This window comes from Streptomyces sp. NBC_00433, assembly GCA_036015235.1.
Classification (GTDB): Bacteria; Actinomycetota; Actinomycetes; order Streptomycetales; family Streptomycetaceae; genus Actinacidiphila.
In genome coordinates this window covers 7,449,082-7,461,844 of record CP107926.1, presented here as the reverse complement: position 1 = coordinate 7,461,844, position 12,763 = coordinate 7,449,082, and the positions used below count along the sequence as shown (strand labels likewise).

Annotated in this window: 13 protein-coding genes; 7 read left to right on the top strand and 6 right to left on the bottom strand. The window is 73.3% G+C overall.

Annotated features, from left to right (window positions below):
- Positions 1-23: 23 nt before the first annotated feature.
- The 3 genes from OG900_31915 (at position 24) to OG900_31905 (ending at position 1,395) form a co-directional block, all read left to right on the top strand.
- On the top strand, positions 24-551 hold the full coding sequence (locus OG900_31915; GenBank protein WUH94286.1) for an NUDIX domain-containing protein: 528 nt from the start codon (positions 24-26) through the stop codon (positions 549-551).
- Between the two features lie 107 nt (positions 552-658).
- Entirely contained in the window at positions 659-1,072 is a 414-nt protein-coding gene (locus OG900_31910) for a DUF202 domain-containing protein (GenBank protein WUH94285.1), read from the top strand.
- A complete protein-coding gene (locus OG900_31905) occupies positions 1,069-1,395 on the top strand; it encodes a DUF202 domain-containing protein (GenBank protein WUH94284.1) in 327 nt (108 codons plus the stop codon). The genes OG900_31910 and OG900_31905 overlap by 4 nt, the downstream gene beginning before the upstream one ends.
- A 26-nt stretch (positions 1,396-1,421) precedes the next feature.
- On the opposite strand, the gene OG900_31900 is transcribed toward OG900_31905, so the two are convergent.
- Positions 1,422-2,150: an FCD domain-containing protein gene (locus tag OG900_31900; protein WUH94283.1), complete on the bottom strand. Its 729-nt coding sequence runs from the start codon at positions 2,148-2,150 to the stop codon at positions 1,422-1,424.
- Between the two features lie 143 nt (positions 2,151-2,293).
- Between OG900_31900 and OG900_31895 the strand changes: the two genes are divergently transcribed.
- Positions 2,294-2,806: a gluconokinase gene (locus OG900_31895; GenBank protein WUH94282.1), complete on the top strand. Its 513-nt coding sequence runs from the start codon at positions 2,294-2,296 to the stop codon at positions 2,804-2,806.
- Between the two features lie 51 nt (positions 2,807-2,857).
- Positions 2,858-4,255: a GntP family permease gene (locus OG900_31890; GenBank protein WUH94281.1), complete on the top strand. Its 1,398-nt coding sequence runs from the start codon at positions 2,858-2,860 to the stop codon at positions 4,253-4,255.
- A gap of 128 nt (positions 4,256-4,383) precedes the next feature.
- Here the strand turns inward: OG900_31890 and OG900_31885 are convergent, their stop codons facing one another.
- Entirely contained in the window at positions 4,384-5,682 is a 1,299-nt protein-coding gene (locus tag OG900_31885) for a glucarate dehydratase family protein (protein ID WUH94280.1), read from the bottom strand.
- A gap of 138 nt (positions 5,683-5,820) precedes the next feature.
- On the opposite strand from OG900_31885, the gene OG900_31880 reads away from it, so the two are divergent.
- Both OG900_31880 and OG900_31875 read left to right on the top strand, forming a co-directional pair.
- Entirely contained in the window at positions 5,821-6,879 is a 1,059-nt protein-coding gene (locus OG900_31880; protein WUH94279.1) for a phosphotransferase family protein, read from the top strand.
- 5 nt (positions 6,880-6,884) lie between these two features.
- The gene (locus OG900_31875; GenBank protein WUH94278.1) at positions 6,885-8,099 is read left to right on the top strand and encodes an acyl-CoA dehydrogenase family protein; all 1,215 of its coding nucleotides are present in this window, start codon (positions 6,885-6,887) and stop codon (positions 8,097-8,099) included.
- A gap of 312 nt (positions 8,100-8,411) precedes the next feature.
- Here OG900_31875 and OG900_31870 read toward each other — a convergent pair whose 3' ends face one another.
- From OG900_31870 to OG900_31855, 4 genes are read right to left on the bottom strand one after another with little or no spacing between them, the layout of a single operon-like run.
- Positions 8,412-9,395 carry an NADPH:quinone oxidoreductase family protein gene (locus OG900_31870; protein WUH94277.1) on the bottom strand — a complete coding sequence of 328 codons (984 nt, stop codon included), beginning with the start codon at positions 9,393-9,395 and terminating at the stop codon, positions 8,412-8,414.
- A gap of 19 nt (positions 9,396-9,414) precedes the next feature.
- Entirely contained in the window at positions 9,415-10,056 is a 642-nt protein-coding gene (locus tag OG900_31865; GenBank protein WUH94276.1) for a TetR/AcrR family transcriptional regulator, read from the bottom strand.
- Positions 10,057-10,106: 50 nt separating this feature from the next.
- Entirely contained in the window at positions 10,107-11,762 is a 1,656-nt protein-coding gene (locus OG900_31860; GenBank protein WUH94275.1) for an AMP-binding protein, read from the bottom strand.
- Positions 11,759-12,541, bottom strand: a complete 783-nt coding sequence (locus OG900_31855; GenBank protein ID WUH96004.1) for an SDR family oxidoreductase — start codon at positions 12,539-12,541, stop codon at positions 11,759-11,761. The genes OG900_31860 and OG900_31855 overlap by 4 nt, the downstream gene beginning before the upstream one ends.
- Positions 12,542-12,763 lie beyond the last annotated feature (222 nt).

The window sequence follows — 12,763 nt, the reverse complement described above, 5'->3', positions numbered from 1 at the left end:
CGCGGGGGTGGTTGAATCGGGCTATGAGCGAGGGCGATACGGCGGCCGGGCTGTCCGCGGACGAGATCATCGACGTCGTCGACGAGCAGGACCGCGTCGTCGGGCAGGTGCGGCGGGCGGAGGCGTACGCGCGCGGGCTGCGGCACCGGGCGGCCTTCGTCCTGGTGCGGGACGGCGAGGGCCGGATCTTCGTGCACCGGCGCACCGCACACAAGCTGGTCTTCCCCTCCCTCTACGACGTCTTCGTCGGCGGTGTGCTCGGCGCCGGCGAGTCCTACGACGAGGCCGCGCTGCGCGAGGCGGAGGAGGAGCTGGGGGTCAGCGGGCTGCCGCGGCCCGAACCGCTGTTCCGCTTCCTCTACGAGGAGGGCGCGCACACCTGGTGGTCGGCCGTCTACCAGGTGCGCTGCGACCTGCCGGTGTCCCCGCAGCCTTCTGAGGTCGCCTGGCACGGCTTCCTCACCGAGGTGGAGCTGGCGGAGCGCCTGGAGCAGTGGCAGTGGGTGCCGGACGGCCTTGAGGCCTACCGGCGGCTGCGCGCGACGGCCTGACGGCCCTGCGGACCCGGCGGCTCGGAACCCCGGCGTCCCAGCGCCGCAGGTGAGCCCGCACGGGGCCCCGCAAGTGGGCGGGTGGGGGCACCGCTTAGTGTGGGCGGGTGAGCCTATTCGACCAGCTGGGCGCGGGGCGGGACGCGGTACGGCTGTGGTTCGCGCCGGCCCGGGTCCAGGAGGAGGGCGAGACGCCGGACTACCGGTTCTCGCTCGCCAACGAGCGCACCTTCCTGGCCTGGATCCGCACCGCGCTCGCCCTGATCGGCGGCGGTTTCGCCGTGGACCAGTTCCTCACCGACCATCTGACGCACTGGGCGCGGGTGCTGCTCTCGCTCGCGCTGCTGGCCGGCGGTGTCGCCTGCACCTTGCGGGCGGTCAACCACTGGGTGCGGTGCGAGCGGGCGATGCGGCGCGGCGCGAACCTGCCGGCGTCCCGCTTCCCCGCGGTGCTCGCGGCCCTGGTGGCGGTGATCGCGCTGGCGATGGTCGCGCTGGTGCTCTTCGGCTGGGCCGGGTGACCGCCCGGCGTCTGCCGGTCGAGACCGACCGGGACCCGGGGCTGCAACCGGAGCGCACCCGGCTGGCGTGGCGGCGTACGACCCTGTCCTGCGCGGTGACCGCGGTGCTCGCCGCGCGGCAGGTGCTGCACGACGGGGGCGCGTCGGCGACGCTCGCGGTGAGCCTGGCCGCGCTGGTCCTGCTGGTCTTCCTGTGGCTCGCGCACCGCAGGATGCTGCAACTGGGTGCACAGCGCCCGGCGCTGCTGCCGGCCTCCTCCGCGCTCGCGGTGGCCGCGTGCATGGTGGCGCTCGCGGTCTTCGGCGCCGCGGTGGTGTGGTGACGGCGCCCGGCCGGCGGTAGCGGGCGTCAGGGCGCCAGGACGTCCAGCTCGCGCAGGGCGCCCACGCAGATCTCCCGCATCAGGTCCTCGGCAGCCCGCGCGTCCCTGGCGCGTACCACCTCGGCGACCCTGACGTGCAGGGTGACGGCCGCCGGGTCGGGGGCGGTGAACATCACATGGTGCTCGGTGCGGCCGGTCAGCACCTCGGCGACGACGTCGCCGAGCCGGGCGAACATCTCGTTGCCGGACGCCGCCAGCACCACCCGGTGGAAGGCGATGTCGTGGACGAGGTAGGCGTCCAGGTCGGCGGCACGGGCCGCGGCGACCATCTCGGCGGCCAGCACCGTCAGTTCGCGGCACTGCTGGGGTGTGGCCGCGGCCGCGGCCAGGCCCGCGGCGACGGGTTCCACGGCGGTGCGCAGCGTGGTCAGCGACCGCAGCTGGCGTGAGCGGTCGGCGCCGGCGAGCCGCCAGCGGATGACGGCCGGGTCGAAGACGTTCCACTCCTCGGTGCGGCGCACGGTGATGCCGACCCGGCGCCGGCTCTCGACCAGCTGCATCGCTTCGAGCACCCTGACCGCTTCGCGGACGACCGTGCGGGACACGCCGTAGCGGGACTCCAGCTCGTCGATGCGCAGCACCGTGCCGGGCGGATATCCGCCCGAGGCGATGGCCGGGCCGAGTTCGGCCAGGACCCGGGAGTGCAGGCCGCCGCCTGCGCCCTGCCCGTCCCGCCGGGCTTCCTCATGTGGCATGACCACAGCCTAAGCGGCAAGACAGTCGTATGACGTTTGGGTCACACCTACTTGAATAAGTAGTACCTAAGGTGTTCAGTGGTCGCCACACGCACCGCAGGAGGCGGCACGCGGCACATACCCCCGATGTGGAGGCACACACGATGACGGCTGAACCGGCACCGCGACCGGTGATCGTGGTCATGGGAGTGTCGGGCTCAGGCAAGACGACCGTCGGCGGGCTGCTGGCCGAACGGCTCGGCGTGCCCTATGCGGAGGCCGACGACTTCCACCCGCCGGCCAACATCGCCAAGATGGCGGCAGGCCACCCGCTGGACGACGCGGACCGGGCCCCCTGGCTGGCCGCCATAGGAGCCTGGATCGCCGGGCGCGGCGACCGGGGCGGCGTCGTCAGCTGCTCCGCGCTGCGCCGCCGCTACCGCGACCTGCTGCGGTCCGACGCGCCCACGGTCTTCTTCCTCCACCTGGACGGCCCCGTCGAGCTGATCGCCGCCCGGCTCGCCGCCCGGATGCAGCACTTCATGCCGCCCGGGCTCCTCGAATCCCAGCTCGAAGCACTCGAACCGCTGGACCCCGACGAGGCCGGCGCCGTCATCGCGATCGACGGCGGCCCGCAGCAGATCACCGAGCGCGCGCTGGCCGCGATCCCCCGCTGAGCCCGCGCGCCGCCCGGCCAGTACCCCAGTCCCCCCATTTTTGGAGCACCCGTGTCCGCACTCAGCGTCGAGCTGCTGGCCGCCGCCACGCCGCCGCCGATAGCCGATGCCGGCAACACCCGGCTCGCGCTTGCCGCACTCGCCGGCATAGCCGTCATCGTCCTGCTCATCACCCGCTGGAAGGTGCACGCCTTCCTCGCCCTGACCATCGGCTCCGGGGTGCTCGGCACCGTGGCGGGCGCCCCGCTGGCCAAGACGGTGGCCAGCTACTCCACCGGCCTCGGCACCACGGTGGCCGGCGTGGGAACTCTGATCGCGCTCGGCGCGATCCTCGGAAAACTGCTCGCCGACTCCGGCGGCGCCGACCAGATCGTCGACACGATCCTGGCCAGGACCAGCGAGAAGCGGCTGCCGTGGGCGATGGCCCTGATCGCCGGCCTGGTCGGGCTGCCGCTGTTCTTCGAGATCGGCATCGTCATCCTGATCCCGGTGGTGCTGCTGGTCGCCAGGCGCAGCGGCCAGTCGCTGATCCGGCTCGGCATCCCGGCACTGGCAGGCCTGTCGGTGATGCACGGCCTGGTGCCGCCGCACCCCGGGCCGCTGGCCGCGATCGGCGCGATCCACGCCGACATGGGCATCACCCTCGCGCTCGGCGTGCTGGTGGCGCTGCCCACCCTGGCCATCGCGGGGCCGCTCTTCGGCCGGGTCGCGGCCGGCTGGGTGGACGTGCGGCCGCCGGAGCGCATGACGCCGGCCCGCGCGTCGGACGACCTGAAGCGGCGCCCGAGCTTCGCCGCCACGGTGGGCACGATGCTGCTGCCGGTGGTGCTGATGCTGGCCAAGGCGCTCGCCGATGTGGTCATCGACGACCAGAGCAGCCTGGCCTACCGGATCTTCGACGTCATCGGCACCCCGCTGATCGCGCTGCTGGCCGCGGTGATGGTGGCGATGTTCACCCTCGGCCGGGCCGCGGGCTTCACCAAGGACCGGATCTCCTCGACGGTGGACGCCTCGCTCGGGCCGATCGCGGGCATCCTGCTGATCGTCGGCGCGGGCGGCGGCTTCAAGCAGACGCTGATCGACTGCGGTGTCGGGCAGATGATCCTCGACTGGTCCAAGGACTGGCACATCTCCGCGCTGCTGCTCGGCTGGCTGATCGCGGTGCTGATCAGGGTCGCGACCGGCTCCGCGACGGTGGCGATCATCTCGGCCGCGGGCCTGGCGGCGCCACTCGCCGAGGGCATGTCCTCCACCCACACCGCGCTGCTGGTGCTGTCGGTGGGCGCCGGTTCGCTGTTCTTCTCGCACGTCAACGACGCCGGCTTCTGGCTGGTGAAGGAATACTTCGGGATGGACGTCCCGCAGACGCTCAAGACGTGGTCGGTCATGGAGACCGTCATCTCGGTGGTGGCGCTCGGCTTCGTGATGCTGCTGTCGCTGGTGCTGTGACGCACCGGCACGACGGGTGAGGGGCGGCGGGCCGTTGCGGCCCGCCGCCCCTCGTCCGTACGCCGTCCGGAGGCCGTACGCCGCCCGCCGTACGGTCGACTGTACGCCGTGAGGTCACCCCCGCGCCGTCACCAGCGCGGTACGGCCGGCGTCCGCCAGGCGGGGTCGGCCTTGCGCATCGCGGCGGCGTCGTCGCGGTCGCGCATCGCGCCGTCGTCGTCCAGCCAGCGCCGGTGCAGCGCCTTGAGGGCGTCCCGGTCCAGCTCCACCCCGAGTCCGGGCAGGTCGGAGACGGTCAGGGCGCCGCGGGTGAAGACATGGCGCTCGGTGATGACGTCCTCGGTCTGCCACGGGTAGTGCGAGTCGCAGGCGTAGTCCAGGTTGGGCACGGTGGCCGCGACGTGGGTCATCGCGGCCAGGCTGATGCCCAGGTGGGTGTTGGAGTGCATGGACAGGCCCACGCCGAAGGTCCGGCAGATCGCGGCGAGCTGCTGGGTGTTGCGCAGGCCGCCCCAGTAGTGGTGGTCGGACAGCACCACCTGGACGGCGTCGCGCGCGAAGGCCTCCTTGATCTCCTGGAAGGTCGTCACGCACATGTTGGTGGCCAGCGGGACACCCGTGCCGTCCGCGACCGCGGCCATCCGGTCGGTGCCGCTCGCCGGGTCCTCCAGGTACTCCAGGACCTCGCCCAGCTCCGCGGCCACCCGCAGCGAGGTCTCCACCGACCAGGCGCCGTTCGGGTCGAGCCGCAGCGGCTTGCCGGGGAAGGCCTCGGCCAGCGCCCGGACGGCGGCGATCTCCTGCTCGGGCGGGAAGACGCCGCCCTTGAGCTTGAAGGAGCCGAAGCCGTAGTCGTCGGCGAAGCGCCGGGCCTGGGCGACCACGCCCGCCGGGTCGAGGGCCGCGCCCCAGTCGTCGGGCTCGCCCAGGCCCAGGGGGTGCTCCGCGAGCCGGTAGAAGAGGTAGGCGCTGTAGTCGACGGCGTCGCGGACCTTGCCGCCGAGCAGCGCGTGCACGGGCAGGCCCAGCTTCTTGCCGAGCGCGTCCAGGCAGGCGACCTCGAAGCCGGAGACGACCGAGAGCCGCAGCTTGTCCGCGGTCTGCACGCCGCGGAGGCCGCCGACGTCGACGGAGTCCGACACCTCGGCGGGGTCGCCGCAGACCTGTTCGGCCAGCGTGGACAACCCGTTCAGATCGGTGACCCGGTGGCCGGGCAGCGCCTCGGCCAGCGGTGCGGCGAGGTCCAGGTAACGGGTGTCGCCGTACGTCTCACCCACCCCGGACGTACCGTCGGCGGTGACGACCTCGATGATGAGCCTGGGGGTGTAGGGCTGGTGGACGCCCTGGGTGTTGAGCAGCGGCGGGTCGGCGATGAGGATGGGGGTCAGCCGCACCTCGGCGACCGTGAACGCGTCGGATGGACCCACAGGGACCGCTGTCTGCATATATGAATCACGTTCACCCATAAGTCCGGAGCCTAGGCGCGGACGCCGCGCCCGTCAACGCGGACGGCAGGCTCGGCGCGGGAACTGGACGACATACCGACCAGTCGGTATGATTCGCGCATGAGTGAATCCGACAGCCCCCGGGGCCTGGACCTCGACCGGCTGCGCCGCCACCTGGACCAGCAGCGCCCCGGCCTCGTGGCCGGCGAGCTGCGGGCCGCGCTGATCCAGGGCGGGCGCTCCAACCTCACCTACCGGGTCACCGACGGCGAGTCCACCTGGGTGGTGCGCCGCCCGCCGCTCGGCCATGTGCTGGCCACCGCCCACGACATGGGCCGCGAGCACCGGGTGATCAGCGCGCTCGCCCCGACCCCGGTCCCGGTCCCCGGCACCCTGCTGCTCTGCGACGACCCCGAGGTCATCGGCGCCCCCTTCTACGTGATGGACTTCGTCGAGGGCACCCCCTACCGCGGCGAGGACCAGCTCACCGCGCTCGGGCAGGAGAGGACCAGGGCCGTCGCGCTCACCCTGGTCGACGCCCTGGTCGACCTGCACGCGGTGGACCCCGGGGCGGTGGGCCTCGCCGACTTCGGGCGGCCGGAGGGCTTCCTCGACCGGCAGCTGCGGCGCTGGGGCAAGCAGCTCGACGCCTCGCGCAGCCGCGACCTGCCCGGCATCGACGCACTGCACACCGCACTGGGCCGGTCGCTGCCGGACTCCCCCGCGCCCACCGTCGTGCACGGCGACTACCGGCTCGACAATGTGCTCTTCGACGGCGCCGACCGGCTCACCGCCGTCCTCGACTGGGAGATGTCCACCCTCGGCGACCCGCTCACCGACGTCGGACTGCTCGTCATGTACGGCGAACAGCACGACATCCCCGGCTTCCCCGTCCCCACCGCGGGCGGCGCCCCCGGCCACCCCGGCGCCGACGAGGTCGTCGAGCGGTACGCGCGGCGCTCGGGCCGCGACCTGTCCGCGATCGACTGGTACACGGCCTTCGCGTACTTCAAGATCGCCGTGATCCTCGAAGGCATCCACTACCGCTGGACCCTCGGCCAGACCCTCGGCGCCGGATTCGACCGGATCGGCACCGTCGTCCCGCTCTTCATCGAGCGCGGGCTCCGCAAAGTCCAGGACCACGCCCGGGACCGGGCAGCATCGCACCAGGAGGACTGAGCACCATGGACTTCGCCTTCGACACCCGCACGCAGGAGCTGCGGGCCCGGCTGGCCGCCTTCCTCGACGAGCACGTCCACCCGGCCGAGGCCGTCTTCGCCGAGCAGCACGAGCAGGCCGGCCCCGACGCCCACTGGTCCGTACCGCCGGTCGTCGCCGGGCTCAAGGCCGAGGCCAGGCGGCAGGGCCTGTGGAATCTCTTCCTGCCCGGCGAGCACGGCGCCGGACTCACCAACCTGCAGTACGCCCCGCTGGCCGAACTGACCGGCCGCAGCCCCTTCCTGGCCCCCACCGCCCTCAACTGCGCCGCCCCCGACACCGGGAACATGGAAGTGCTCGCCGAATTCGGCACCCCCGCCCAGCGCAAGGAGTGGCTGGAGCCGCTGCTCGCCGGCGAGATCCGCTCCGCCTTCGCCATGACCGAGCCCGACGTCGCCTCCTCCGACGCCACCAACATCGAGACCCGGATCACCCGGGACGGCGACTCGTACGTCGTCAACGGCCGCAAGTGGTACATCTCCGGGGCGATGAACCCCGACTGCGCCGTCTTCATCGTCATGGGCAAGACCGACCCGGCCGCCGACCGGCACCGCCAGCAGAGCCAGGTCCTCGTCCCGCGGGACACCCCCGGCGTGGAAGTACGCCGCGGCATGCGGGTCTTCGGCTACGACGACGCCGACCACGGCGGCCACGCGGAAGTCGTCTTCCACGACGTCCGGGTGCCGGCCGGGAACCTGATCGGCGAGGAGGGCGGCGGCTTCGCCATCGCCCAGGCCCGCCTCGGCCCCGGCCGCATCCACCACTGCATGCGGCTCATCGGCATGGCCGAGCGCGCACTGGAGCTGATGTGCCGCCGCGCCGCCGCCCGCATCGCCTTCGGCAAGCCGCTTGCCGCGCAGGGCGTGGTGCAGGAGTGGATCGCCGAGTCGCGGGTCGAGATCGAGCAGTTGCGGCTGCTGGTGCTGAAGACGGCGTGGCTGATGGACACGGTGGGCAATCAGGGTGCCCACACGGAGATCCAGGCGATCAAGATCGCCACGCCGGCGGGGGTGCAGCGCATCATCGACCGGGCGATCCAGGCCCATGGCGCGGGCGGCGTCTCCCAGGACTTCCCGCTCGCCCGCCTCTGGGCCGGGGCACGTAGCCTGCGGCTCGCTGACGGGCCCGACGAGGTGCACCGCCGCTCCCTCGCCCGCCGCGAACTTGCCCGCTACGCCTAGCCACCCCCTGCGGGGTGCTGTTACGTCCCCACCTGCGCCCCTGGGTGAGTGCCACTTGCGGTGGCGTTCGCATCTTTCCCGCCTCTTCGGCGGGGCGCGCAGTTCCCCGCGCCCCTGAAAAACCAGGCGCGAACGCCGAACGCAGGAGGACGCGAGCCCAAAGGGGCGCGGGGAACTGCGCGACCAGCCACGATGCAGCCGCAGGCAAGCAACGCCACCGCAAGAGGCACCCACCCAGGGGCTCGGGGAACTGCGAGCCAAGCCACCCACCAGGGCGCAGGTGGGGACGTAGCAGCACCCCGCAGGGAGTGTTCAGGGGACGATGGCCAGGCGGCCCGTGGTGAGGCCGGCGGAGACGCGGGTGACGGCGTCGGCGGCGGCCGAGAGGGGGAGGCGGGCCGAGACGAGGGGCCGCACGGCCCCGGACTCGGCGAGCCGGGTCAGCTCGTCGTGAGCCCGCCGCACGGCGCCCGGCTCGCGGGCCGCGTAGAGCCCCCAGTGCAGCCCGAGAATCGCGTAGTTCTTGACCAGCGCATGGTTCAGCGCGGGTGCGGGCACCGTGCCGCCGGCGAAGCCGACGACCACGATCCGCCCCTCGAAGGCGATGCACTTCGTGGACCGGGTGTAGGCGTCCCCGCCGACCGGGTCGTAGACGACGTCGGCGCCGCGACCGCCCGTCGCCTCCTTCACGACCGCCACGAAGTCCTCCGCGTGCCGGTCGACCACGACGTCGGCGCCCAGTTCGCGCGCGGCTTTCGCCTTGCCGGGGCCGCCGACGACGCCGATGACGGTGGCGCCCGCGGCCTTGCCGAGCTGGACGGCCGCGCTGCCCACCCCGCCTGCGGCGGCGTGCACGAGCAGGGTCTCGCCGGGCCGCAGCCCGGCCCTGCGGTGCAGGCCGAACCAGCCGGTCTGGTAGCCGATGTGCAGCACCGCCGCTTCCGCGTCGTCGAGCGCCTCGGGCGCGGGCAGCACGCCCGCGGCGGGCACGACGGCGTATTCGGCGAAGGCGCCGCCGGGCAGCGCGGCGGGGCTGATGACGCGGGACCCGAGCGCGGGACCGGTCACCCCGGGCCCGAGCGCGGCGACCTCGCCGCACATCTCCACGCCCGGTGTGAAGGGCAGCGGCGGCCGGATCTGGTATTCGCCGCGGCACAGCATCGCGTCGGGGAAGTTGACGCCCGCCGCCCGTACGCGGAGCAGCACCTCGCCGGGGCCCGGCTCCGGGGTGGGGACCTCGTCGAGGCGCATCGCCTCGCTCGGCTCGCCGTTGTGGTGCACCCGCCATGCCTTCACGCTGGGACTCCCGGTGGGGTCAGGGCTGCCGCACCGAGTGCAGCAGCAGGTCGGAGAATTCGGTGGCGACCTGCTCGGCGGACAGCGGGCCGTCCGCGTGGTACCAGGTGCCGAGGTGGTGCACGGAGCCGAAGAAGAAGTCGACCACCAGGTCGGGCCGCAGGCCGGGGCGGAAGTGGCCGTCGCGCTGGCCCTCCTCGACCAGCGAGCGGAAGCGCTCGTGGTAGCGGCGGCGCTCGGCCCGTACCGCCTTCTGCTTCTCCGGGCTGAGCTGGTGCATGGAGCGGAAGAAGATCTTCGTGTCGTCCAGGTTCTGGATGCTGGTGACCACGACGTCGGACGCGGCCTCCGCGAGCCGTTCCGGCACGGCGACGTCCTGGCGGGCCGCGATGGTGTCCAGGCGTTCGGTCTGGAGCCGCAGCACCCGGGCGTAGATCTCGTGCAGCAGATCGTCCTTGGAGCCGAAGTAGTGGTAGAGCGCGCCCTTGGTCACTCCCGCGGCCTCGACGATCTCCTGGACGGAGGTGCGGTCGTAGCCGCGTTCCGCGAACAGGCGGGTGGCCTCGGCGAGCAGCCGCTCGGGCACCGCCGCCGGGCCGCCGGAGCCGGTGCCCGCGGCCGTCCCCGTACCGCCGTCGTCGCTCGTCGTGCTGCGCGCCATGACCTGCCCCTCTCTCGTACCGCCCACCGGCGTTCCGGCCGGTACGGACCCTATCCGGCCGCCGCTTTGAGCTCGCGGCGGAGGATCTTGCCGGTCGCGGTCTTGGGCAGTTCGGGCAGGACCTCCACCTGGCGCGGGTATTTGTACGCGGCCAGCCGCTCCTTGCAGTAGGCGACCAGGTCGGCGGGGTCGGCCGCGGCGCCCGGGCGCAGGCTGACGTACGCCTTGACGCTCTCGCCGCGGTAGGCGTCGGGGACGCCGACGACGGCGGCCTCGCGGACGGCGGGGTGGGTGTAGAGCACGTCCTCGACCTCGCGCGGCCAGACCTTGAAGCCGGACGCGCTGATCATGTCCTTCTTGCGGTCGACGACGTAGAGCCAGCCGTCGGTGTCCATGAAGCCGATGTCGCCGGTGCGCAGCTCGCCGCCGGGGATGGCGGCCCGCGACTCGGCGGGCCGGTTCCAGTAGCCGGGGACGACCATCGGGCCGCTGACCGCGATCTCTCCGGGCTCGCCGAAGGGCACCTCCGCGCCGCTGTCGTCGATGATGCGCACCATCGTGCCGGGCCCCGGGACGCCGACCGCGAGGGTGCCGGAGACCGGGTCGACCGGCGCCTCGTAGCCGGGCGGGACGCTGGCGCAGGGGGCGGTGCATTCGGTGAGGCCGTAGCCGTTGGCGAGGTAGAGCCCGCCGGAGCGGGCCCGGAAGGACTCCACGACGGCGGGCGGCAGCGGGGCGCCGCCGGACGAGATCAGCCGGAAGGACGCGAAGTCCTCGGCGGTGGCGTCGGGCCTGGCAAGCAGCGCCATGAAGGCGGTGGCGGGCCCGACGGTGTAGGCGGGGCGGTGCTCGCGGAAGGCGTCGAGCACGACACCGGGCTCGAAGCGGTAGGCGAGCGCCACGGTGTGGCCGCCGGCCAGCGCCGCGGAGAGCTGGCAGACCATGCCGGTGATGTGGAAGAGCGGGGCCAGCGCGAAGAGCACGGCGTCGGCGGGCAGTTCCTGGATCCGTATCTGGCGGTGGGCGTTGAAGGAGATGTTGCCGTGGGTGTTCAGCGCGCCCTTGGGGTGCCCGCTGGTGCCCGAGGTGTAGCTGACCAGGGCGGTGTCGCCGGCGGCGGGCAGCGGGACGTCGGGGCGCGGCCCTCGCGCGGCGCGGGCGGCGGTGAGCAGGTCTTCGGCGTCGCCTGCCGGCAGCCGGCCCGCCGTCAGCACCCGGGGGTCGTCGCGGGTCTGGAGGTCCAGCTCGCAGGCGGTGAGCGCGATACGGACCGGCGAGGCCGCGGCCGTGTCCCGTACGTATTCCTGCCAGGCGCGCTCGGAGCAGACCAGGGCCGCGGCGCCCGCGTCGGTGAGGATGTGCGCCAGCTCGTGCTGCTTGTACATCGGGTTGACCGGGATGACGGCGCCGCCCGCTTTCCAGGCCGCGAGCAGCGCGACCGCGAACTGCGGCACGTTCTGCAGCATGACGGCGAGCCGCTCGCCGGGCGCGAAGCCGCGGTCGGCGAGGTGGCGGGCCAGGCCGTCGGAGAGGGCGTCGAGTTCGCGGTAGGTCAGCCCGCCGTCGAAATACGCCAGCGCCCGGTGGTCGGGGCGGCTCCCGGCGGCGGCCAGGAATCCGTGCAGCACGGAGGGCGGGCAGTCGGTGTCCGCGCGCTGCTCCTCGGTGAAGAAGCGCAGCCACGGCTGGTCGGCGTATCCGCTCACGCGTCGTCGCCCGCCTTCACCCGCAGGTCCTCGTAGGTGCGCTGGAGCTTGTTCATCCCGCCGAGCCAGCGTTCGGGTTCCGCGGCGCGGGCCGCGTAGTAGCCGGCGACCTCGGGGTGCGGCAGGATCAGGAAGCGCTCCTCGGCGATGCCGGCGAGGACGGCGCGCGCCACGTCCTCGGGCTCGATGGCGGTGGGCGCGAGCACCAGGCCGCCCGCGGCGCCGGCCGCGTCCAGCATGGCGGTGCGCACACCCTGGGGGCAGACCGCGTGCACGGCGATCCCGCGGTGGCGGTAGGTCAGCGAGAGCCACTCGGCGAAGGCCAGGGCGCCGTGCTTGGTCACGGAATACGGAGCCGCGCCGATCATCGTCAGCAGCCCGGCGGCGGACACGGTGGACACGAAGCGGCCCCTGCCGCGCTCCAGCCATTCGGGCAGCAGGGCGCGGGCGGCCCGCACATGGCTCATGACGTTGACGTCCCAGGCCAGCTCCCAGTCGGCGTCGTCGGCGTCGGCCCCGCCGCCGGTGCCGACGCCGGCATTGGCGCAGAAGACGTCGATACGTCCGCCGAGCGCGGTGCGGGCGGCGGGCACGACCGCGGAGGCGTCACCCGCGACGACCGCCGCGCCGATGCCGTCCGCGACCTTGTGCGCGGCGTCGGCGTCGAGGTCGTTGACCACCACCCGGGCGCCCTCGGCCGCGAAGGCGCGGGCCAGGGCGGCGCCGATACCGCCGCCCGCCCCGGTGACGACCACTCGGGCGTCGCGCAGTGCTTCCACCACCACAACCGTGTCTCCCTCGACTCGACTCCGGACTGCCCCACCCTGGCATACTAAGCAGTCGGTCACCCAATCCGGAAGGGCCGGACCCGCCCTGCGGCGAAGCCGACGGGTAATCACCCTCCGGAGGGATGGACGCCGCCACCGCCCACCGGGATGATGCACACGGACCGGACAATCGCGGGCCTTTCCGCTGCCACCGGCTGGCCGTCGGGGCGAGGG